Origin of the sequence: Streptomyces sp. RG80 (assembly GCF_040446465.1) — a bacterium.
Lineage (GTDB): Bacteria > Actinomycetota > Actinomycetes > Streptomycetales > Streptomycetaceae > Streptomyces.
In genome coordinates, this window is sequence record NZ_JBEAAJ010000009.1 from 50,297 (window position 1) to 70,743 (window position 20,447).

Annotated in this window: 19 protein-coding genes; 5 read left to right on the forward strand and 14 right to left on the reverse strand. The window is 71.2% G+C overall.

What is annotated here, in order from left to right; all coding sequences use genetic code 11:
* The first annotated feature begins 110 nt into the window (after positions 1-110).
* The gene (locus ABKA17_RS29915; protein ID WP_010046329.1) at positions 111-485 is read left to right on the forward strand and encodes an RNA polymerase-binding protein RbpA; all 375 of its coding nucleotides are present in this window, start codon (positions 111-113) and stop codon (positions 483-485) included.
* 106 nt (positions 486-591) lie between these two features.
* Here the strand turns inward: ABKA17_RS29915 and fxsA are convergent, their stop codons facing one another.
* From fxsA to ABKA17_RS29935, 4 genes are all read right to left on the reverse strand, one after another.
* Positions 592-1,146 (reverse strand): FxsA family membrane protein, encoded by a 555-nt coding sequence (fxsA, locus tag ABKA17_RS29920; RefSeq protein ID WP_353695410.1) that lies wholly within the window; start codon positions 1,144-1,146, stop codon positions 592-594.
* Positions 1,147-1,386: 240 nt separating this feature from the next.
* Positions 1,387-2,184 (reverse strand): polyprenol monophosphomannose synthase, encoded by a 798-nt coding sequence (locus ABKA17_RS29925; RefSeq protein WP_353695411.1) that lies wholly within the window; start codon positions 2,182-2,184, stop codon positions 1,387-1,389.
* Positions 2,185-2,718: 534 nt separating this feature from the next.
* Positions 2,719-4,326 (reverse strand): amidohydrolase, encoded by a 1,608-nt coding sequence (locus ABKA17_RS29930; RefSeq protein ID WP_353695412.1) that lies wholly within the window; start codon positions 4,324-4,326, stop codon positions 2,719-2,721.
* 96 nt (positions 4,327-4,422) lie between these two features.
* The gene (locus ABKA17_RS29935; protein ID WP_039932055.1) at positions 4,423-4,863 is read right to left on the reverse strand and encodes an Lrp/AsnC family transcriptional regulator; all 441 of its coding nucleotides are present in this window, start codon (positions 4,861-4,863) and stop codon (positions 4,423-4,425) included.
* A gap of 268 nt (positions 4,864-5,131) precedes the next feature.
* Here ABKA17_RS29935 and ABKA17_RS29940 point away from each other — a divergent pair, with 268 nt between their 5' ends.
* Positions 5,132-5,566: a hypothetical protein gene (locus ABKA17_RS29940; protein WP_353695413.1), complete on the forward strand. Its 435-nt coding sequence runs from the start codon at positions 5,132-5,134 to the stop codon at positions 5,564-5,566.
* 22 nt (positions 5,567-5,588) lie between these two features.
* Here the strand turns inward: ABKA17_RS29940 and ABKA17_RS29945 are convergent, their stop codons facing one another.
* From ABKA17_RS29945 to ABKA17_RS29955, 3 genes are all read right to left on the reverse strand, one after another.
* Complete coding sequence (locus ABKA17_RS29945; RefSeq protein WP_353695414.1) at positions 5,589-6,683, reverse strand: phosphotransferase family protein; 1,095 nt, start codon at positions 6,681-6,683, stop codon at positions 5,589-5,591.
* A gap of 29 nt (positions 6,684-6,712) precedes the next feature.
* On the reverse strand, positions 6,713-7,813 hold the full coding sequence (locus tag ABKA17_RS29950; RefSeq protein WP_353695415.1) for an Rv3169 family protein: 1,101 nt from the start codon (positions 7,811-7,813) through the stop codon (positions 6,713-6,715).
* Positions 7,814-8,154: 341 nt separating this feature from the next.
* Positions 8,155-9,327: an acyl-CoA dehydrogenase family protein gene (locus ABKA17_RS29955; RefSeq protein ID WP_353695416.1), complete on the reverse strand. Its 1,173-nt coding sequence runs from the start codon at positions 9,325-9,327 to the stop codon at positions 8,155-8,157.
* A 336-nt stretch (positions 9,328-9,663) separates the two neighbouring features.
* On the opposite strand from ABKA17_RS29955, the gene ABKA17_RS29960 reads away from it, so the two are divergent.
* Complete coding sequence (locus tag ABKA17_RS29960; RefSeq protein WP_353695417.1) at positions 9,664-10,884, forward strand: glycoside hydrolase family 18 protein; 1,221 nt, start codon at positions 9,664-9,666, stop codon at positions 10,882-10,884.
* A gap of 64 nt (positions 10,885-10,948) precedes the next feature.
* On the opposite strand, the gene ABKA17_RS29965 is transcribed toward ABKA17_RS29960, so the two are convergent.
* The 3 genes from ABKA17_RS29965 to ABKA17_RS29975 all read right to left on the reverse strand — a co-directional run bounded on the left by ABKA17_RS29965 (position 10,949) and on the right by ABKA17_RS29975 (position 13,281).
* Complete coding sequence (locus ABKA17_RS29965) at positions 10,949-11,611, reverse strand: TetR/AcrR family transcriptional regulator (protein WP_353695418.1); 663 nt, start codon at positions 11,609-11,611, stop codon at positions 10,949-10,951.
* Between the two features lie 62 nt (positions 11,612-11,673).
* A complete protein-coding gene (locus tag ABKA17_RS29970; protein WP_353695419.1) occupies positions 11,674-11,814 on the reverse strand; it encodes an SCO1431 family membrane protein in 141 nt (46 codons plus the stop codon).
* A gap of 99 nt (positions 11,815-11,913) precedes the next feature.
* Positions 11,914-13,281, reverse strand: a complete 1,368-nt coding sequence (locus ABKA17_RS29975; RefSeq protein WP_353695420.1) for a C39 family peptidase — start codon at positions 13,279-13,281, stop codon at positions 11,914-11,916.
* Between the two features lie 223 nt (positions 13,282-13,504).
* On the opposite strand from ABKA17_RS29975, the gene ABKA17_RS29980 reads away from it, so the two are divergent.
* The gene (locus ABKA17_RS29980) at positions 13,505-14,125 is read left to right on the forward strand and encodes a uridine kinase family protein (RefSeq protein ID WP_353695421.1); all 621 of its coding nucleotides are present in this window, start codon (positions 13,505-13,507) and stop codon (positions 14,123-14,125) included.
* Between the two features lie 433 nt (positions 14,126-14,558).
* Positions 14,559-16,421 carry an AAA family ATPase gene (locus ABKA17_RS29985; protein ID WP_353695422.1) on the forward strand — a complete coding sequence of 621 codons (1,863 nt, stop codon included), beginning with the start codon at positions 14,559-14,561 and terminating at the stop codon, positions 16,419-16,421.
* 104 nt (positions 16,422-16,525) lie between these two features.
* On the opposite strand, the gene ABKA17_RS29990 is transcribed toward ABKA17_RS29985, so the two are convergent.
* From ABKA17_RS29990 to hisG, 4 genes are all read right to left on the reverse strand, one after another.
* Positions 16,526-17,596, reverse strand: a complete 1,071-nt coding sequence (locus ABKA17_RS29990) for a hemolysin family protein (protein ID WP_353695423.1) — start codon at positions 17,594-17,596, stop codon at positions 16,526-16,528.
* A complete protein-coding gene (locus ABKA17_RS29995; RefSeq protein WP_353695424.1) occupies positions 17,593-18,918 on the reverse strand; it encodes a hemolysin family protein in 1,326 nt (441 codons plus the stop codon). Before ABKA17_RS29995 ends, ABKA17_RS29990 begins: the two co-directional genes overlap by 4 nt.
* Before the next feature lie 174 nt (positions 18,919-19,092).
* Positions 19,093-19,536, reverse strand: a complete 444-nt coding sequence (locus ABKA17_RS30000; protein WP_353695425.1) for a PH domain-containing protein — start codon at positions 19,534-19,536, stop codon at positions 19,093-19,095.
* A gap of 13 nt (positions 19,537-19,549) precedes the next feature.
* The gene (gene hisG / locus ABKA17_RS30005; protein ID WP_353695426.1) at positions 19,550-20,407 is read right to left on the reverse strand and encodes an ATP phosphoribosyltransferase; all 858 of its coding nucleotides are present in this window, start codon (positions 20,405-20,407) and stop codon (positions 19,550-19,552) included.
* Between the last annotated feature and the right edge of the window lie 40 nt (positions 20,408-20,447).

A 20,447-nucleotide genomic window follows, 5' to 3' on the forward strand; every position in this document is an offset into this window, starting at 1 on the left:
ACGGCGACGCATGACCCGGAACGGGAATCTTTACCGCCGACCGGACGTTGACCGGATGACGACGACAGCGACACCTGTCCTGTGGGCGACAAGCCCGGGAGGCACGATTCATGAGTGAGCGAGCTCTTCGCGGCACGCGCCTCGTGGTGACCAGCTACGAGACGGACCGCGGCATCGACCTGGCCCCGCGCCAGGCCGTGGAGTACGCATGCGAGAAGGGACATCGCTTTGAGATGCCCTTCTCGGTCGAGGCGGAGATTCCGCCGGAGTGGGAGTGCAAGGTCTGCGGGGCCCAGGCACTCCTCGTTGACGGCGACGGCCCTGAGGAAAAGAAGGCCAAGCCCGCGCGTACGCATTGGGACATGCTGATGGAGCGGCGCACCCGCGAGGAACTCGAAGAGGTTCTCGAGGAGCGCCTGGCCGTTCTGCGTTCGGGGGCGATGAACATCGCGATTCACCCCAGGGACAGCCGCAAGTCCGCGTAGTCCCGCCACGGTTTGGGCGGAACACAACGCAAGCAACAGACCGCGGGCGCCGTACTTCATGTACGGCGCCCGCGGTCTGTCTTTTTCGGCGTCTGCCGTACCGGGCTCAGCCCATCAGCGGGGGACGCGGGCCCTGAGGCGTATCGCGCGGCTCGTCCCTGATGACCTCGCCCTGGACGACCTTGCCGTCGGGGCGGTGCATACGGGCCTGCTGGAAGGCGTCGCCGAGGGTGCCGGGGCCGGCCTCGCGCAGCTTGCGCTCGAAGGTGCGCTCCGCGCGGCGGGCGACGGCCTTCTGGACCGGCGGGATCAGCAGGACCAGGCCCAGCGCGTCGGAGAGCAGGCCGGGCAGCATGAGGAGCAGACCGCCCAGCATCATCAGGCCGTTGCCGCCGCCGCTGGTGGGGGCCGTGCCGCGCTGGAGCGCCTCGTTCAGGTTCTGGAAGGCCCGCCGTCCGGCCCGCTTGATGACCACCGCGCCGAGCACGAGGCCGGCGAGCAGCAGCAGGAACACCGCGAATCCGCTCGCGGCGCCGGCCACCACGGTCAGCAGCCAGATCTCCAGCACCAGCCACGCCGCGATCCCCAGCGGCAGGAAGGTGCGCAGCCGGGAGCGCGGGGGCCGGGCGGGGTACGTCGGGGTCGGAGAGCCAGTCGTCATGCGTCCAGTGTGCCTGGGCACGGCTCAGCGCGGGATAAGGGAACGATCAGGGGGACGGGTGCGGGCGGACGCGGGACCGGCGACGGCCACGGGGTGGGGGCCTGCGAGGCCGTACGACCGCCGTCAGGCCTTCTCGGCGCCTCAGCCTTCTCCCTGCGCCAGCCCTCTCCGTGCGTCAGCCTTCGCCGCGCGGCGACCCTCCGCGCGCCAGCCCTCTCCGCGCGGCGGCTCTCGCGCCTGTCAGGCCTTCTTGTCTCGGCTGCCCATGACCTTGCCGACCCGCTCGCCCACGCCCCACGTGGTGACCCGCCACAGCGCCTCCACGAGGATGTCGCGGCTCATCTTGGAGTCGCCGTGCTCGCGCTCGACGAAGGTGATGGGGACCTCGACCACGTGGTAGCCGGCCTTGATCGCGCGGCGGGCCAGGTCGACCTGGAAGCAGTAGCCCTGCGAGGCGACCTCGTCGAGGCCGAGGCCCTCCAGGGTCTCGCGGCGGAAGGCACGGTAGCCGCCGGTGACGTCCCGGATCGGTACGTCCAGCAGGACGCGCGAGTAGAGGCTGCCGCCGCGGGAGATGAACTCGCGGGACTTGGGCCAGTTCACGACCCGGCCGCCGGGCACCCAGCGCGAGCCGAGGACCAGGTCGGCGCCCTTGAGGGCGGTCAGCAGCCGGGGCAGTTCCTCGGGCTGGTGGGAGCCGTCGGCGTCCATCTCGATCAGGACGCCGTAGCCGTGCTCCAGACCCCAGGCGAAGCCCGCGAGGTAGGCGGCGCCGAGGCCTTCCTTGCCCGCGCGGTGCAGGACCTGGACGTGGTCGTCGCCGGCGGCGAGTTCGTCGGCGAGCTTGCCGGTGCCGTCGGGGCTGTTGTCGTCGGCGACGAGGACGTGCGCCTCGGGGACGGCCACCCGCACCCGGTCGACGATGGACTTGATGTTCTCCGCCTCGTTGTAGGTCGGAATGATCACCAAGGCCGTGCCGAGCGGGCCGAACTGCCTCCCTTGGCCCTGTGCCGCGAGGGTCCCGTCGCCGTCGTTCACTGCTGCCCCTTCATTCGTCCGCAGACGTCCACCATAGTGGGCGCGGCCTGGGCCGACGCGACAAGACGTTCGTATGGTGGTGTCGTTTTAACAAGATCGGGGTAAGACTGCCGGTTTCGGCAGCTGTTTGTCCTGCGGATGGGGGCCCGGCGCCCTTCGGGCCGACCTGGGACCCGCTGGCTGCGGGTCGACCGAAAGCCGTTGTCTACTGAGCGCCCGGGCCCCATCCGGGTCACACCTCCCCGACCGGCCGGAACGTTCCCTCGCTGCGGCGCGGGCGCTGAGCCTGGCTCCCAGTGGCGGTGCCCGGTGCGGCACACCGTCCCTGACCCAGCGGCGCGGCGACGAGTCGGCGGACGTTCCCCGGTCGGGCGTCCGGTGGTGGACTGGGCCGAACCTACCGGCCCGCTGCCGTCGGCTGTCAACAGCCGTTTGACCTGCGGGTCTTCGTTCAATGCCCTGGTCAGCGCGGAGGATGCGCAGGTCGCGAGACGGGGCGGCGGCGGCCGATCGGAGCCGCGCCACCCCGGGAGATCACTCGCTCGGCCGCACGAACACGGTCCGCCCTCCCACCACCGTGCGCAGACAGACCGGCAGGTCGGCGCCCGGGGAGAGGTCGGGCAGGCCGGGGGTGCCGGAGCGGGGGTCGGTGGACCAGCGGGCGACCCGGTCGTCGGGGGCCTGGACGACCAGCTCGTCCGTGCGCCACACCGCGTAGTCGGCGGGCGCGCCCGGCACCAGGACGCCCGCGTCGTCCCGGCCGATCGCCCGCCAGCCGCCCCGCGTATGGGCCGTGAACGCGGCGCGCACCGAGACCCGGTGCTCCGGCGTGCGGTGGAAGGCGGCGGCGCGGACGGTGCCCCACGGGTCGAGCGGGGTGACCGGGCTGTCGGAACCGAAGGCGAGCGGCACACCGGCCTTCAGGAGTGCCGCGAAGGGGTTCAGGACGCGGGCCCGCTCGGCGCCCAGACGCTGGGCGTACATGCCGTCCTCGCCGCCCCACAGCGCGTCGAAGGCGGGCTGTACGGAAGCGGTCAGGCCCAGGTCCGCGAAGGCGGCGATGGTCTCGGGGGTGAGCATCTCCGCGTGTTCGACGCGGTGCCGGGCAGCGCGCACCCGGGCGAGGCCGACCTTCTCGGCGGCGGCGCGCACGCCCTCGACCACGGCGGTCACAGCGGCGTCGCCGATCGCGTGGAAGCCCGCCTGGAGGCCGGCCTCGGTGCAGGCGACGACGTGTCCGGCGACGGCGGCCGCGTCCAGGTAGGCGGTGCCGGTGTGCTCGGCGTCGGAGTACGCCTCATGCAGGCAGGCGGTGTGGGAGCCGAGGGCGCCGTCGACGAACAGGTCTCCGGCCGCGCCCAGGGCGCCCAGTTCACGCGCCTTCGCGACGCCCTCTTCGCCCTGCTCGGCCCAGTAGCCCACGACCCGCGGCCCGGCCTCCTCGGCCGCGAGCCGCAGCAGGCCGGTGAAGTCGTCCTCGGAGGAGATCTCGGGGCCGGCGCACTCGTGCACGGAGCCGATACCGAGGGAGGCCGCGTGGGCGAGGGCCGTGCGCTGGGCCTCCGCGCGCTGGGCCGGGGTGACGGCGGCGAGCGCGGTGGCGCGTACGGCGTGGTGGGTGTCGGCGGTGAGCGGGCCGTCCGGGCGCCCCAGGGACGTCATGTCGAGCAGGGCCGTGGTCACGACCGCCGCGTGGACGTCGATGCGGGACAGGTACAGCGGGCGGCCACCGGTGGCCTCGTCCAGTTCCGCGCGCGTCGGCGGCCGGCCGCCGGGCCAGCGGGCGGCGTCCCAGCCGTGGCCGAGCAGGACGCGGTCGGCGGGGCGGGCGGCGGCGAAGTCCCGTACGCGGGCGAGGGCCGCCTCCAGGGAGGGCGCGTCCGACAGGTCGAGGCCGGTGAGGGCGAGGCCGGTGGACGTCGTGTGCACATGTGCGTCGGTGAACGCCGGGGTGACCAGGGCGCCGTCCAGGTCGACCACCTCGTCGACGCCGTCCGCGAAGGCGTCGGCGGCGCCTTCGGAGCCGACCCAGGCCACCTGACCGCGCTCCACGACCATCGCGGTGGCGAAGGGGTCGGCGGGGCTGTGGACCTCGCCTCGGCGAAGGAGAACGGTCTTGGGTGCGGCGCTGGACTCACTCATGGGGAACAGTCTCGCGCCTCACGCGGACAGCTCTGAACACCGGGCAGCCACAAGCGACCCGCACCCGCCGACGAACCACCTGCGGCGAAACGGCGCTCAGATCCTCGGCGGCCGCGCCTCATAGGGAGTCGACAACACCACGGTCGTCCGCGTCGACACCCCCGCCAGCGACCGCACCCGCGCCAGCAGCTCCTCCAGCTCGTGCGGCGTGGCCACCCGCACCTTGAGGATGTAGTTCTCGTCGCCCGCGACGCTGTGGCAGGCCTCGATCTCGGGCACCCCGGCGAGCCGCTCGGCGATGTCGTCCGGCGCGCTGGGGTCGAACGGCTTCACCGAGATGAAGGCGGTCATGGGCAGCCCGACGGCCTCGGGGTCGACCACGGCGGCGTACCCGCGGATGACGCCACGCTGCTCCAGCCGGCGCACCCGTTGGTGCACGGCCGACGTGGACAGGCCCGTGGCCTTGCCGAGGTCTGTGTAGCTCATCCGCCCGTCCTTGACGAGCAGCTGCACGATCTGACGGTCCAGCTCCTCCATGGCGCAAGAACCTACAGTGCGCTTGATCTCCTCGGATACCTGAGCGACGCAGGTCATGCCCTGTTCGTGATGTGGCCGAGCATCGGCTGTGAGCCGTCCGAGGGACAAAGCGGCCGCCACGGGCACCTGCGAGTGGCATGTGACGAACGCCACAGCCCCCGAACAGTCTCCGTGATGCTCTCGTGATTACCGCCGAGACGGGGCGGGAAGTGCTTGCTGTGGTCGAGGCCGCAGTGCCTTCACGGCCCAGCCCGAGGGGGAGAACCCAATGCAGAGTCTTAAGCGCCCTGGTCGTACCGCACCCAAGCGACTCCAGGCGGTCGCCGAGCCCGAGCCGGAGGGCGTCGAACCCGACGCCCTCGACGACGAACTCGACGCGTACGACACCTTCGAGATGTTCCGGGTCGTGTGCCCGGACTGCGCGCAGCCCATCGCGCTGCTGGCGGACGAGGAGATCCTGCCGGAGCACGCGCTGTGCGTCTCGCCCTGGAATCCGTTCGGTCTCACGGTCTGCGCCGGCACCGGCCGCCGCGCCTCCGACGCGCGTCCCGCGGACGAGGACCTGGAGCCCCAGGAACAGGACACGGCCCTGCTGTTGACGCTCCCTCAGGGGCTCGACTGGCGGACCCAGCCGTTCTCGCACGTCGGCGGACCGGGCTCGCGCCCCATCAGGGTCCCCGTCATGCGGCGCCACGCCGCCTGAGCGTCCGCCCGGCGGACACCGCTCAATCCCAGTAGCTGCCCTGCACCATGGCTCGCAGGCTGCCGTGGTGCAGGATCAGTGTGTCCGGGTCCGCGGGGACGACGGCTTCACCGAAGTGCACCTGCCGATAGGCGACACGCAGCATGACGACGGCGTGCCGCAGGGCGGCGTACAGCGTGTGGAAGTCCATGTCCCGAGGTGGGTGGCCGGTGAGGCGGGCGTAGCGCGTCTCCACCCGGTCGCGGCGGAAGAAGTCGGGCAGTCCGCGCTGTCCGAAGCCGACCGTCAGGTCCTGGAAGAAGCGGTGCAGGTAGATCGTCCAGCCGAGGTCCACCTCGCGCGGGGCGAGTGCCGCCATCTCCCAGTCGAGCACGGCGGCGGGCTCGAAGCCGTCGTAGACGACGTTCCCGATGCGCGCGTCGCCCCAGTTGAGGACCGGTGTGCCCGGATCGGCGGGCCAGAGGTCGGCCAGCCGGTCGAAGGCGTCCTCGATGAGCGGTGAGCGGGCGACGCCGTCGACGACCCAGTCGTAGTAGGCCCGTTGGGCGGCGACATGGCGGTGCAGCGCGTCTCCTTCGCCGGGCAGCGCGAGGAAGTCGGCCTGTTCCAGGGACACTTGGTCGTGCAGCCTGGCCAACAGGCCCACCGAGGCCGCCTCCAGGTGTTCCCGCTCGTCGTCGGTGGCCGCGTGCAGCCAGTTGCCCTCGTAGGTGTAGGGCATGACGTCCGGCGGCACCCGTCCCTCGACGCGCTCCATGACGAAGAAGGGCGCGCCGAGCGGGCCCGGGTCCTCCTCCAGCCAGAGCACCTTCGGCACGGGCAGGTCCGAGCACTCCCCCACGAGGCGCATCGTGCGGTACTGGCGGACCATGTCGTACACCGGGAAGACCGTGTACGCCGCCGGGTCCGCCGCGAGCCTCAACGCGCAGGCGCGCAGCGGGGGTTCGGGGTGCTCGATGTCGAAGAGCAGGGTCTCGCTGGACATGCCGTTGGACGCGGGGACGGTGACGCCGACCGCCTTCGCGCCGGGCAGGCGGGTGCCGAGCCAGGTCGTGAGGCGGCGGGCGATGTCCTCCGGGTCGCGGGTGCTGGTACGCGGGCGAGGCGCGGTCGTCATGTGGTCAACCCCCTTGTGACGCACCCGGCTTACGGTGCGACCGAGTCGAAGCCGGTGAACCCGCTCGGGTCGTGCCGTCCGATGGAGCCGTGCTCGAAGATGCCGTGTCCGGTCCGGCCGTCGAGGCGGAAGCGGGCGGCGTGGTCGGTGACGCCGTACGCGGCCAGGGCGTGCGGCTGCGTGAGGTCGTAGGTGCGGCGGTCGGTCCAGCCGCGGCCGCGCCAGGTGCCGTGCTGCCAGTCGTCGGCGGGCGGGTAGCCGGCGCCGATGGCCAGCGGGGAGGAGGTGAGGATCTCCACCTCCAGCTGCTGCGGTTTGCGGACGTCGCCGAGGTGGACGAGGGCGCTTTCGGGATGGCGGGTGCCCGAGCGGTAGGTGATCTCGGGCTGGGGCCAGCCGAGTTGGCGGTCGGACCGGCCGGGGCGGACGAGGGTGGCGTCGTTGAGGGTGCGGTAGCCGTCAGCGTCCTCCTGGACGATCACCATCAGGAAGCGGTCCTCGAAGCGGACGGGGCACCACAGCCAGTGGAAGCCCTCGGTGGGGTGCTCCTCAGCGAGCCGGCCGCCCTCCTCGCCGGGTACGGGCCGGACGCCCCAGCTGCGGTCCCGGGTGCCGGTCCAGTCGGTCCGCGTGACGCGGAACTCCTCCCCGCCGGCCCGGATCACCCCCGCCACACCGCCCGCCTGCACGAAGCGCCGGCCCTCCAGGGTGAGCCGGTCGCCGCGCCGCTGCACATGATGGGGTTCCCACAGGGCCGGGAACTCGGCGCTCCAGGTCAGGTCGTACGACAGCAGGTCGTCGTCGCAGACGAGGCGCAGCCGCCGCAGGGGCTCCTGGACCTCGATCGTCAGCGGGCCCACCGCGAGCCGCATCCGGTCCTCGCCCAGTGCGTCGGAGGCCCGTACCGCGTGCAGGGTGTCCCCGACCCGCAGTGTCGCGTAGGCGTCGATCACCCCCAGGTTCGGGTACACCCCGAGCCCCAGGATCAGCAGCGCCCGTCCCTCGTGGTCGAGGACGTGGAAGATGCACCGGTCGTAGGCGTTCCGGTCGCTCGTCGCCACATGCCTCATGGAGAGCGGCACCTGGTGCACCGGGTACTCGTCGAGCGGTACGGGGCGGTCGTCGGGCACGGCAAACCTCCCTGGAGACGGCTGCGCTGACGGTACGTCAGACAGCCACAGGTGGCCAGACGCGGTGCCGGACGCGGTCCGCGAACTCACGCCCGATTCGACCGGCGGGTGACCTGTCCGACCGTCACCGCGTTGCCCTGGTATGACCCCCACATATTCGGCGACCGGGCGTCAACGCCACATCTTCGTCCCCCCGCCCGCAGAATCGGTTCCGCCCCCGGTGGACCCGCCCATCTACCGGGATCTGCTGCGCACCTGGGCCGACCGCGGCCGGACCCTGCCCGGGCGCCACGACCCGGAGTGGGTCCGGCTCGTGGCGCCGCAGGTCAGACCGGGTCAGTTCAGCGCGTCTCCGGACCCGCTAGGTGGCGGGCGATGACCATCCGCTGGATCTGATTGGTGCCCTCGACGATCTGGAGGACCTTGGCCTCGCGCATATAGCGCTCGACCGGGAAGTCAGCGGTGTAGCCGTATCCGCCGAGGACCTGGACGGCGTCGACGGTGACCTTCATCGCCGTGTCGGTGCAGTGCAGCTTGGCCATCGCGGCCTGCTTGGCGAAGGGCCGCCCGGCGTCCCGCAGCCGGGCCGCCGCCAGGTACAGCGCCCGGCCCGCCTCGATCTGGGTCGCCATGTCGGCGAGCATGAAACGCAGCCCCTGGAAGTCGGCGATGGCCTTGCCGAACTGCCGACGCTCGGTCGCGTACCCCACCGCCGCGCCCAGCGCCGCCTGGGCCACGCCGATCGCGCAGGCCGCGATTCCGAGGCGCCCGGAGTCCAGCGCGGACAGGGCGATCGCGAAGCCCTGCCCCTCCTCTCCCAGGCGCCGGTCGTCCGGGACGCGGACGCCGTCGAGGTGGACCTGGGCGGTGGGCGAGCCCTTCATGCCCATCTTCTTCTCCGGCACCGCCCCGCTCAGACCCGCCGCGTCGCCGGGCACCAGGAAGGCGGTGATCCCGCGCGGGCCCTCCTCGCCGGTGCGGGCCATCACGGTGTAGAAGTCGGCGATGCCGCCGTGGGTGATCCAGGCCTTGGTCCCGGTGATCACCCAGTCGTCGCCGTCCCGGACGGCCCGGGTGCGCAGGGACGCGGCGTCCGACCCGGACGAGGGCTCGGAGAGGCAGTACGCGCCGAGCAGTCCGCCGCCGAGCATCGCGGGGAGGTGCTCGACCTGCTGCTCCTTGCTGCCGTAGGCCGCGAGGGCGTACGAGGCGAGGGTGTGCACGCTGACGCCGAGTCCGACGGTGAGGCGGGCCGCGGCGAGCTCCTCGAGGACCTGGAGGTAGACCTCGTAGGGCTGGTCGCCGCCGCCGTACGCGGAGTCGTAGGGAAGTCCGAGCAGTCCGGAGCGGGAGAGCAGGGTGAACACCTCGCGCGGGAAGTGTCCGGCGTCCTCCTCCTCGGCCGCCCGCGGGGCGATCTCGCGCTGCGCGATGTCGCGGACGAGGGAGATCAGCTCCCGGGCCTCGTCCGTGGGCAGTTGACGGTCCACCTGCTGCGGGGCGTGGTCGGGCATGGCGACGCTCTCCTCCCTGATAGGGCACATCGGCGTGCGCCTTTGGGTTGGGGGCGGCTCCGCCGGGTCTTGCTGAGGGCTCGGCCGACGGTCGCACTTTCGGGTCTCGAAGCTGTTGACCAGCGGCTCTGCGCTGTGAGTATGCCCGATCGACCGGAGCAAGTCACTTGTTAACGAACGCTTACTTCAGGTAACCCGGCGCCGGTCCGCCGAGGCTCGAGATTGGTCCGAACCATTGACGGACTGGTCTAGTCCTCCTACTGTTCCGAACCAACGCTTTACCGCGTTCATGCCAATCGGCACCCGTTTCCCTCACCCCCACGAGGAGACACCCGGATGCAGTTCTCCGTCCGCTCCCTCATCTCGGCCGCGTGTTGCGCGGTCCTCGGTGCCGGGCTGCTCGCCGGCGCGGGCACCGCCACCGCCGAACCCGCGGCGAAGCCCGCGGTGAAGGCCGGCTCCAAGGTCGTCGGCTACTTCACCGAATGGGGCACCTACGACCGGAAGTACTACGTCAAGAACATCGAGACCTCCGGCTCCGCGGCGAGGCTCACCCACATCAACTACGCCTTCGGCAACGTCACCGGCGGCAAGTGCGCGATGGGCGACTCCTACGCGGCGACCGAGCGCACCTACACCGCGGCCGAGTCCGTGGACGGCGTCGCCGACACCTGGGACCAGCCCCTGCGGGGCAACTTCAACCAGCTGCGCGAGCTGAAGAAGAAGCACCCGGGGCTGAAGGTCATCTGGTCCTTCGGCGGCTGGACCTGGTCGAGCGGCTTCGGCGAGGCCGCGAAGAACCCGGCCGCGTTCGCGCAGTCCTGCTACGACCTGGTCGAGAACTCCAAGTGGGCCGACGTCTTCGACGGGATCGACATCGACTGGGAGTACCCCAACGCCTGCGGCAACACCTGCGACACCAGCGGCCGGGCGGCCTTCAAGAACCTGATGTCGGCGCTGCGGGCCAAGTTCGGCACCGGCAACCTGGTCACCGCGGCGATCACGGCCGACGCCACCCCGGGCGGCAAGATCGACGCGGCGGACTACGCGGGCGCGGCGCAGTACGTCAACTGGTACAACCCGATGACGTACGACTACTTCGGCGCCTGGGCGGCGACCGGACCGACGGCCCCGCACTCGGCGCTCAACTCCTACAGCGGCATCCCGCAGGCCGGTTACTACACCTCGGCGACCATCGCCAAGCTCAAGGGCCTCGGCATCCCGGCCTCGAAGCTGCTCCTCGGCCTCGGCTTCTACGGGCGCGGCTGGACCGGCGTCACCCAGTCGGCGCCCGGCGGCACCGCGACCGGCCCGGCGGCGGGGACGTACGAGGCGGGCTTCGAGGACTACAAGGTCCTCAAGTCGAAGTGCCCGGCGACCGGCACGGTGGGCGGCACGGCGTATGCCAAGTGCGGGAACAACTGGTGGAGTTACGACACCCCGGCGACCATCGGCACGAAGATGGCCTACAAGAACCAGCAGGGGCTGGGCGGCACGTTCTTCTGGGAGCTGAGCGGGGACACCGCGGGCGGTGAGCTGATCAAGGCGATCAACTAGAAGGGCCCGAGCGGTACTTGGGGCGGGGGACCACGAGCCTCCGCCCCATCCTCGTCGCCCGGTGTCAGCCGTCCCGGCGGGCCGGGGCGGGGGCCGGGAAGGCGGGGTCGAGCTCCTCGATCGCGCGCATGGTGGCGCCGAGCGTCTTCACCAGCAGTTCGCACATGGTGTCGCGGGTCAGCTGGGCCGGGCGGTCGATCCAGTCGAGCGTGGCGCCCTCGACGCTGCACACCCAGGCGAACAGGCCCATCCGGGCCAGCGCCGAGATGTCGGTGCGGCCGTACGCCCCGTCGGCGATGGTCGCGACGATGGCCTCGCGCACGCTGTCCCGGATGGCGTGCACCTCGGCGTCGAAGCCGACTCCGCCGCTGACGACGGTGCGGTACGCGGCCTGGTTGTGCTCGGCGAAGCGCAGATAGCTGTCGATCGTGCGCTGGACCCGGTCCACCTGGGGCAGCTGGATGCCGCTCGCCGCGAAGGTGACCAGGTCGGCGACGGAGTCCTGGATGATGGCCAGGTAGTAGCCGCGCTTGGACTGGAAGTAGTAGTAGATCAGCCCCTTGGCGACATGCGCCTGGCGGGCGATGTCGTCCATCGAGAGCGCGTCGTAGGACGTGTCGGCGAACAACCTCCGCCCGATCGCGATGAGTTCGGCGCGGCGCGCCACCGAACGATCCGTGCCACGCGCCTTGGGACGGGCGCCGTCGCGCTGTTGGCTGATGCTCAATTTCGACCCTGGTCTCAACGGGGCGGGACTCCCGCAGTATGTCAGGTCAACTATGGGTCAGGTCACAGCAGGCCGAGCTGGGCCACGAGCATCGCGAGCACCACGACGAGGGTCCAGCCCATGACGTGCTCGAGGACCTTCGGGCCGTCTTCCTTGGGGCCGCCGGTGCGCACGCGCGTGGCGGTGGCTGAGTTCGCAGTCATGTGTCCACCTTGCCACCGACCAGGGCTTTTGCGGCAGAGACGTCGGTCACAGCGGAAAGGCCCCGGTTTCCCGGGGCCTCGATCCGCCTGGTGTGTGGCTCAGCGCACACCCACCGCCGCGAGCGCCTTGCACTGCCGTGCGGTCGGCTTCGCCGGGAAGTAGAGGTAGCAGACGCCGCCGGTGCCGGAGACGACCTTGCCACTGGCGTTGTACCGCTTGGTGCGGAGCCAGATGTTCTCCCACTCGCGCCGCTTGTAGACCCGCCGCACCTCCGCGTTGCTCGGCGAGGCCGGGTCGTTGGCGATCACGTCGCCGTCGGCGGTGAAGCCGATCACGGTCATCAGATGGCCGGACGTTCCGTACCCCGCTCCCGTCAGCTCCTCCTTCAGGAAGGACTGGGACGTTATGGCCGGGATGCCGGCCGCGATCAGGGTCTCCAGGTCGGTGAGCGAGCCGAGCCGGGTGACCACCCCCTGGAGGTCCTTGAAGGTGGCCGCGTAGGCCGCATTGAACGGCCAGTTCCCGCAGCCCGCGTACTGGTAGTCGAACGTGTACCGGGCCGCGTGGCACACCTGCGGGTCGGCGAAGGCCGGATCGACCCAGGCCAGCTGCTCCGGGGTGAGCCGGCCGCCCCAGTACTCGATGATCATCTGCGAGGAGGTGGGGCTGCACCAGGCCTCGCCGCCGTTGTCGTACTCCGGGTACTGGCCGGCGTGGATCTCCTGCGAGTACCGCGGGACGATCAGCTCCTGGGCGAGCCCGGGCGTGGAGGCCGGGACGGTGAAGCGGTCCGGGACGTCGGAGCCCATCGCACCGAGCCGCCACACGGTGGGCGTCTTCTTCGTACCCGGCTTGCGGTAGAGGGTCAGACGCAGCCGGTACGAGGTGAGGCGCAGGCCCGTGGCGGGGTCGTCGACGGCGAAGGTGTCCGTCCAGACGCTGCTCTTGTCGTCGGTCTGGTCGTCGACCGAGGTCCGCCGGATGTCCTGGTCACCGGCCGCCCAGCGGCCCATCACGTACCAGGGGGTGTCCGTGCCGTCGGAGTACGTGCCCTTCAGCTCGACCTGGAGCCAGGTGCCCTGTGGGGTGTGCGCGTTCCAGGACGCGATGGCCTCGGTGGACGGGACGGCGAGCTTGTGGACGGGCGATGTCCAGGTCGCGTACTCCCAGGCGGCCGTCTTCCCGGTGTGCGGGTCCGTGTAGTCGACGGTGCCCGCGGGGGCACCGATCACCACGCCCGGCCGGGCACCGGCGACGGCACGGGCGCCCTTCGCGCTGCCGCCGCGCCAGTCGGCGTACGTCGTCCAGAAGCGGTTGTCGACAAGGCCGACCGGGGCGGCCCGGCCGGTGGCCGCGGCGGCGGGTGGGCCGTCGGCTGCGGTCGCCGGGCCCGCGCTGCCGGCCACCGCGGCGGCGACCGCGGCGGCCAGGACGGTTCTGCGGGACGGCTGTTCGGCTCTGCTCATGGGCGGAATGACCCCCAAGTTTGTCCGAGTCTGGGCAGGTCCATTGCAATGGTGTGCGCCAACTATGGCCGTAGTCGCAGGCGCCTGCCAGCACTTCGGACCATGCCACGCCCACGAATATTGGCCTCGACCACTGGCATGACCTGCGACGGCACCCGCCGGAGAAGCCCTAGAGTGCTGATCGATCCCTGTCGGACTCGCGAAAGCCCCGAAAAACACGGCCATGCACGCCCTCGCCGACCATCTCCGCCGCCTCCCGCCCTCCTGCGGCCCGGTCCGCCTGATCGGCGTCGACGGTCACGCGGGCTCCGGAAAGTCCACGTTCGCCGGGGAGTTGGCCGCCACCCTGGGCGGTGCGCCGGTGCTGCGCCTCGACGACATCGCGAGCCACGACGAGCTGTTCGGCTGGACCGGCCGACTGCTGACCCAGGTGATCGAGCCGTTCTCCCGCGGCGAGACCGCGCACTACGCCCCCTACGACTGGCACACCCGCCGCTTCGGCCCGCCCCGCGCCCTGCCGACGGCACCCGTGGTCCTGGTCGAGGGCGTCGGCGCGGGCCGTCGCGCGCTGCGCCCGCATCTGGCGCGGCTGCTGTGGATGGAGTTGCCCCGCGAGGAGTCCTGGTCGCGCGGTAGGGCACGGGACGGCGAGGAGCAGCGGGAGTTCTGGGCCGGGTGGGTCAGAGCGGAAGCCGCCCACTTCACGGAGGACCCTTCCCGCCCCCACGCCGACCTTCTGGTTCGGCAGGGAGAGCAGGGGTACGAGTTGCTTCCGGGGCCTGCCGGGACCGTTGGATCGGACCAGGAAATCACTCTGGGTGACGGACCATCCGCAATGTGCTGAACTTGTGAAGACCCCCGCATCCGAACTTCTCGGAGTGCTTCAACTCCGCTTGACCGAGGGGCCGTACAGGACTTACGTTCTGAATGTGCGGCCTTTCGCGGCCGCCCCTGAGACGCGAAGCCCCCGGTTGTTCCCCCGTGATCGGGGGCTTCGTTCTGCCCTCAACTCCCTTTTCGGGCGCTCCGAGCCGCGATTCGCTCACCCTCGGTCACCATCCCGTGTGCGCCCCATCTGCTCCCACCTCGTCAAACGGCCTGTGCGGCACCCTTCGGCGGGCCGCACCCCCGCGGGTACGATGCCCTCGGTGCGACCTACGGACGGCAGCTCTGCGCACCGTTGCAACTCCGGTCCGCAGCAAGGCGGTTCGATCAAGGCGGTCGGCGGGCGACGGCTCGGCGACCAACCAACGGGGGCACGGTTTGTGGGGGACGTGATGGACTTCGGCACGCAGGGCCCGCAGGCCCCGGCCGACCTCGCCTGGCTGCGGGGTGTGGATGCCTACACGATGGGCGCCTATCCGCAGGCGGAGGAGGAGTTCCGCGCCGCGGTGCGGATGGATCCGGGGATGGCCGACGGCTGGCTCGGGCTGCACGCGCTGCGCGTCGACACGACGACCGCGCTGCTGAGGATGTACCGGCACCGCGAGCGCTTCGGCGAACAGCGCGCCCGGCACCGCCGCACGCTCAACTCCTGGTACTGGCTCGGCTGGTGGGTGCAGCCCGTTCTGGAGAGCCCCCGCGATCTGCTGCTCGCGCACGCCTCGCACTGGCTGGACGGACGCCATGTCCCGGAGCTGGACCGGGCCCTCGCGGGCCTGCCGCCCGTGGACACCGACGCCCAGGTGCGCTTTCTGCACGCCTGCCGCGCCTACCTCGTCAAGGACTGGGACCAGCTCGTCCGGCACACCGACCCGCTGATCGACGACTCCCTGCTGGGCATCGAGGCGGGCCTGTTCGGCGGCATGGCCCGGGTCCGCCTGGAGATGTACGGCCAGGCCGAACCGCTTCTGTCGGCGGCCCTCATGCGCTGTCGCAGCGAACAGCCCCAGCGCAAGGAGCTGCGCTACTGGCTCGCCCGGGCGCACGAGGGCACCGGCCGCTCCGCCGCCGCCCTCCCCCTCTACCGTGCCGTGCACCGGGTCGACCCGGCGTTCATGGACACCTCGGCCCGGCTGGCGGCGATCGCCGAGGGCGACGGGTACGACGACGCCGCGGACCTCGCCTCGATCGCGCTCTCGGGTGTCCAGGACGTCCTGGAAGGGCCGGACGGCCTCGACCCGCTCTTCGGCGGCGCCGACGGCCGTGACCTGAAGTTCTCCGATCCCGACCTGCCGCCGGCCGGCCCCCTGCCGTCGGCGACGGACCCCTCGGTGCGCGAGCGGACCGTCCCCGTGCAGTCGCTGCCCGCCGGCCCCACCGACCCCGTCTTACTCGAGGAAGCACTCACCGAACTCGAGCGCATGGTGGGCCTGGAGCCCGTGAAACGCCAGGTCAAGGCGTTGTCGGCGCAGTTGAACATGGCCCGGCTGCGGACCGGGCAGGGCCTGCCGGTGCAGCCGCCCAAGCGTCACTTCGTCTTCTCCGGCCCCTCGGGCACCGGCAAGACCACGGTCGCCCGCATCCTGGGCCGCGTCTTCTACGCCCTCGGACTGCTCGGCGGCGACCACCTCGTGGAGGCCCAGCGCGCCGACCTCGTCGGCGAGTACCTCGGCCAGACCGCCGTGAAGGCCAACGAGCTCATCGACTCCGCGATCGGCGGAGTGCTCTTCGTCGACGAGGCGTACTCGCTCTCCAACTCCGGTTACGGCAAGGGCGACGCGTACGGCGACGAGGCCTTGCAGGTGCTGCTGAAGCGGGCCGAGGACAACCGGGACCACCTGGTCGTCATCCTGGCCGGCTATCCCGAGGGCATGGACCGGCTGCTGGCCGCCAACCCCGGACTGTCCTCGCGCTTCACGACCCGGGTGGACTTCCCCTCCTACCGGCCCCTCGAACTCACCTCCATCGGCGAGGTGCTGGCCGCGGAGAACGGTGACGTGTGGGACGAGGAGGCCCTCGACGAGCTGCGGTCGATCGCCGGGCACGTGGTGGATCAGGGGTGGATCGACGAGTTGGGGAACGGGCGGTTCCTGCGGACGCTGTACGAGAAGAGCTGCGCGTATCGGGATCTGCGGTTGTCGACGTATCCGGGGATGCTGACGCGGGACGACTTGTCGACACTGCGGCTGCCGGATCTTATGCAGGCGTACGGGGAAGTGTTGTCGGGGCGGGGGCCGCAGGATCCGTCGGCGATGTGAGCTGCGCCCAAGAGCTCGGTGACTTCTGACTTCATGCGACCGCGGGCCCGTCGTGGCTTGTCGCGCAGTCCCCCGCGCCCCTGGGTGGGTGCGGGGAACCCGCGTCAGCTCGCTACCGTTTCCTTCGGTTCCGCCATTCTCGGCTGCGGGGGTGTCTCTCGGTGTGCCGGGTCGGTCACCTCGCCCACCAGGAGTTCCAGTACGTCCTCCAGGGCCGCCAGGCCCAGGACCTTGCCCGAGCCGTCGGCCACCTGGGCCAGGTGGGTCGCCGCTCGGCGCATGACCGTCAGGGCGTCGTCCAGAGGGAGCTCGGACCTCAGGGTCGTCATCGGGCGCCACAGCTGCTGGGGTACCGCCCGCTCGGACTCCTCCAGGTCCAGTACGTCCTTGACGTGCAGGTAGCCCATGAAGGCGCCGTTGTCGGCCACTACCGGGAAGCGGGAGTAGCCGGTGCGGGCGGTCAGCTCGACCACCTGGCCGGGGGTGACCGAGGGGCCCACCGTCACCAGTGACTCGCGCTTGAGCAGGACGTCCGTGACCGGGCGGGAGCCCAGTTCCAGGGCGTCCTCCAGGCGTTCCTGCTCCTCGGGGTCGAGGAGTCCCGCCTGGCCTGCGTCCTCCACGAGCCGGTTGAGCTGCTCGCTGTTGAAGACCGCCTCGACCTCGTCCTTGGGCTCGACCCGGAACAGGCGCAGGATGCCCTGGGCACAGGCTCCGAGCGCGATGGTGATCGGCTTGCAGAAGCGGGCGAAGACGACCAGGCCCGGGCTCAGCCACAGCGCGGCCTTCTCCGGGGCGGCCATCGCCAGGTTCTTCGGGACCATCTCGCCGATGACGAGATGGAAGAAGACCACCGCCGCCAGCGCGATCACATAGCCCAGCGGGTGGATCATGCCGTGCGGCAGGTGGATCCACTCGAAGACCGGCTCCAGCAACTTGGCGACGGTCGGTTCGGCGACCGCGCCGAGCGTCAACGAGCAGACGGTGATGCCGAACTGGGCCGCGGCCATCATCTGCGGCAGCCGCTCCAGGCCGTAGAGCACCTGTCGGGCCCGGGCGGTGCCGAGCGGCTCGATCTGGCTGCGGCGGACGGAGACCAGCGCGAACTCGGCGCCGACGAAGAAGCCGTTGGCGAGCACGAGCAGCGCGGCGAACAGGAGTTGGAGCACGCTCATCGGGCGGCCTCCATGACGGCGGCCGTACGGACCAGGCGTACCCGCTCGGCCCGGTAGTGCCCGACCTGGCGCACCGAGAGCCGCCAGCCGGGGAGTTCGGCCCGGTCGCCCACGGCCGGGATGCGGCCGAGCAGGTCGGCGACGAGGCCGGCGACCGTCTCGTACGGTCCCTCGGGCACGTCCAGGCCTATGCGCTGGAGGATGTCGACCCGGCAGCTGCCGTCGGCGTCCCAGGCGGGCTTGCCGTCCTCCGGCGGGACGGCCGCGAGTTCGGGGACGTCCAGGCCGTCGTGCTCGTCGCGGACCTCGCCGACGATCTCCTCGACGATGTCCTCCAGGGTGACCACCCCGGCCGTGCCGCCGTACTCGTCGACGACGACGGCGATGGGCTGCTCGCTGCGCAGCCGGGCGAGGAGCGGCTGGACCGGGAGGGTCTCCGGGACCAGCAGGGCGGGGCGGGCGATCCGGGCGGCCGGGGTGCGCAGCCGGTCGTGGGTCGGGACGGCCAGGGCGTCCTTGAGGTGGACCATGCCGACGATCTCGTCGATCTTCTCGCGGTAGACGGGGAACCGGGACAGCCCGGTGGCGCGGGTCAGGTTGACCACGTCCTCGGCGGTCGCGGACGCCTGGAGCGAGCTGACCTTCACGCGCGGGGTCATGACGTGCTGCGCGGTCAGCTCGGCGAGCGACAGGGTCCGTACGAACAGATCGGCCGTGTCCTGTTCCAGGGCGCCGGCCTGGGCCGAGTGCCGGGCCAGGGAGACCAGTTCGCCGGGGGTGCGGGCGGAGGCCAGCTCCTCGGTGGGCTCGACGCCCAGGGCGCGGACGAGGCGGTTGGCGACGGCGTTCAGCGCGGCGATGACCGGGCGGAACAGGCGTGCGAAGGCGTGCTGCGGGCCGGCGACGAACCGCGCGACCTGGAGCGGCTTGGACACCGCCCAGTTCTTGGGCACGAGTTCGCCGATCACCATCTGCACGGCCGAGGCCAGCAGCATGCCGACGACAACGGCGACACCGGAGACGGCGCCCTCGGGGACGCCGATCGCGGTGAAGGGGCCGTGCAGCAGCTCCGCGAGTGCCGGCTCGGCGAGCATGCCGACGACGAGGGAGGTGATGGTGATGCCGAGCTGGGTGCCGGAGAGCTGGAAGGAGAGCTCCTTGAGCGACTCCACGACCGTACGGGCTCGCTTGTCGCCCTCGGCCGCGGCCTTCTCGGCGTCCGGTCGCTCGACCGTGACGAGGCCGAACTCGGCGGCCACGAAGAAGCCGTTGGCGAGAATCAGCAGGAAGGCAGCTGCCAGGAGCAGCAGGGGGATGGTCATGCCGCCGCCTCGGTATGTCGGGAGGGGGCGGCGCAGGTACTACAGGACGATCCGTCCATCGCTGGAGGGAATCACTCCTCGGATAGCAGTGGGCCTCTGAAGACCGGGGGGAACATCAGCGGCGGAGGCGTCGTGAAAACGCCTCCGCCAACAGATTAATCAAGACATGGCCCTCTACGGCAGATCCCTCGGGCTGTGGGACTCGACGAGTGAGCGCAGTGCGCGGGCGTCGGCGATGGCCTGTTGCTTGGCGATACCGGGCTGGATGCCAAGGGCGGGCAGGCTGGTGCCGTCGGTGAGGTTGAGAAACACCCAGGGGTCGCCCGGCCGGAGATTGACCTGGACGATCTCGGCCCAGTCGAGGCGCCGCCGGCTGGCGATGTTCACGACGGTGACGCCGGACTCGTCGGCGACGACCTTCACGCGGGCCAGCAGCGCCAGTACTCCGGCCAGGAGCGCGGCCGTGAAGACGAAGCTGAGGCGCTCACCGGGGCCGAGCTTCTCCAGCAGCAGCGCGATCACCGTGATGACCACGAAGAGCGCGACGGCGGCGGAGAGCAGGACGGCCCGGGTACGGCCCGGCCGGAAGGTGACGGGGAGGGCGGGAAGTTCGGACATGACGTGACGGTCCTCAGAGACGGCAGGCGTGGATGGCCGTGGTCAGGATGGCCCGGGCGCCGATGTCGTAGAGGTCGTCCATGATCCGCTGTGCCTCCTTGGCGGGGACCATCGCGCGGACGGCGACCCAGCCCTCGTTGTGCAGCGGGGAGACGGTCGGGGACTCCAGGCCCGGCGTGAGGGCGACGGCCTTCTCGAGCTGCTCGACCCGGCAGTCGTAGTCCATCATCACGTAGGTCCGGGCCACCAGGACGCCCTGGAGGCGGCGCAGGAACTGCTGCACCTTGGGTTCGTTCTCCGAGGAGGTGTCGGCGTCCACGCGGCGGATCACGACGGCCTCGGACTTCATGATCGGCTCGCCGAAGACCTCCAGGCCCGCGTTGCGCAGCGAGGTGCCGGTCTCGACGACGTCCGCGATGACCTCGGCGACGCCGAGTTCGATGGCGGTCTCGACGGCGCCGTCGAGGTGGACGACGGAGGCGTCGATGCCGTTGTCGGCGAGGTGGCCCTCGACGATGCCCTCGTAGGAGGTGGCGACCGTCTTGCCCTTGAGGTCCGCGACGCCGTTCGCCGTGCCCGGCTTGGCGGCGAAGCGGAAGGTGGAGCGGGCGAAGCCGAGCGGGAGGATCTCCTCGGCCTTGGCGCCGGAGTCGATCAGCAGGTCGCGGCCGGTGATGCCGATGTCGAGGCGGCCGGAGGAGACGTAGATCGCGATGTCGCGGGGGCGGAGATAGAAGAACTCGACCTCGTTCTCCGGGTCGACGATCCGCAGCTCCTTGGACTCCCGGCGCTGCTGGTAGCCGGCCTCATGCAGCATCTCCGCCGCAGGGCCTGACAGGGAACCCTTGTTGGGGACGGCGATGCGCAGCATGAGGTCGGCTTCCTTTGCGTGAGAGGTGTGGGTGGGAGTG

Bases quoted from the DNA above. Each gene is read 5' to 3' on its own strand.
- ABKA17_RS29915 (WP_010046329.1), top strand. From the start codon at position 111: ATGAGTGAGCGAGCTCTTCGCGGCACGCGCCTCGTGGTGACCAGCTAC.
- fxsA (WP_353695410.1), bottom strand. From the start codon at position 1,146: ATGACGACTGGCTCTCCGACCCCGACGTACCCCGCCCGGCCCCCGCGC.
- ABKA17_RS29930 (WP_353695412.1), bottom strand. From the start codon at position 4,326: ATGAGTGAGTCCAGCGCCGCACCCAAGACCGTTCTCCTTCGCCGAGGC.
- ABKA17_RS29935 (WP_039932055.1), bottom strand. From the start codon at position 4,863: ATGGAGGAGCTGGACCGTCAGATCGTGCAGCTGCTCGTCAAGGACGGG.
- ABKA17_RS29940 (WP_353695413.1), top strand. From the start codon at position 5,132: ATGCAGAGTCTTAAGCGCCCTGGTCGTACCGCACCCAAGCGACTCCAG.
- ABKA17_RS29945 (WP_353695414.1), bottom strand. From the start codon at position 6,683: ATGACGACCGCGCCTCGCCCGCGTACCAGCACCCGCGACCCGGAGGAC.
- ABKA17_RS29955 (WP_353695416.1), bottom strand. From the start codon at position 9,327: ATGCCCGACCACGCCCCGCAGCAGGTGGACCGTCAACTGCCCACGGAC.
- ABKA17_RS29960 (WP_353695417.1), top strand. From the start codon at position 9,664: ATGCAGTTCTCCGTCCGCTCCCTCATCTCGGCCGCGTGTTGCGCGGTC.
- ABKA17_RS29970 (WP_353695419.1), bottom strand. From the start codon at position 11,814: ATGACTGCGAACTCAGCCACCGCCACGCGCGTGCGCACCGGCGGCCCC.
- ABKA17_RS29975 (WP_353695420.1), bottom strand. From the start codon at position 13,281: ATGAGCAGAGCCGAACAGCCGTCCCGCAGAACCGTCCTGGCCGCCGCG.
- ABKA17_RS29980 (WP_353695421.1), top strand. From the start codon at position 13,505: ATGCACGCCCTCGCCGACCATCTCCGCCGCCTCCCGCCCTCCTGCGGC.
- ABKA17_RS29985 (WP_353695422.1), top strand. From the start codon at position 14,559: ATGGACTTCGGCACGCAGGGCCCGCAGGCCCCGGCCGACCTCGCCTGG.
- ABKA17_RS29990 (WP_353695423.1), bottom strand. From the start codon at position 17,596: ATGAGCGTGCTCCAACTCCTGTTCGCCGCGCTGCTCGTGCTCGCCAAC.
- ABKA17_RS29995 (WP_353695424.1), bottom strand. From the start codon at position 18,918: ATGACCATCCCCCTGCTGCTCCTGGCAGCTGCCTTCCTGCTGATTCTC.
- ABKA17_RS30000 (WP_353695425.1), bottom strand. From the start codon at position 19,536: ATGTCCGAACTTCCCGCCCTCCCCGTCACCTTCCGGCCGGGCCGTACC.
- hisG (WP_353695426.1), bottom strand. From the start codon at position 20,407: ATGCTGCGCATCGCCGTCCCCAACAAGGGTTCCCTGTCAGGCCCTGCG.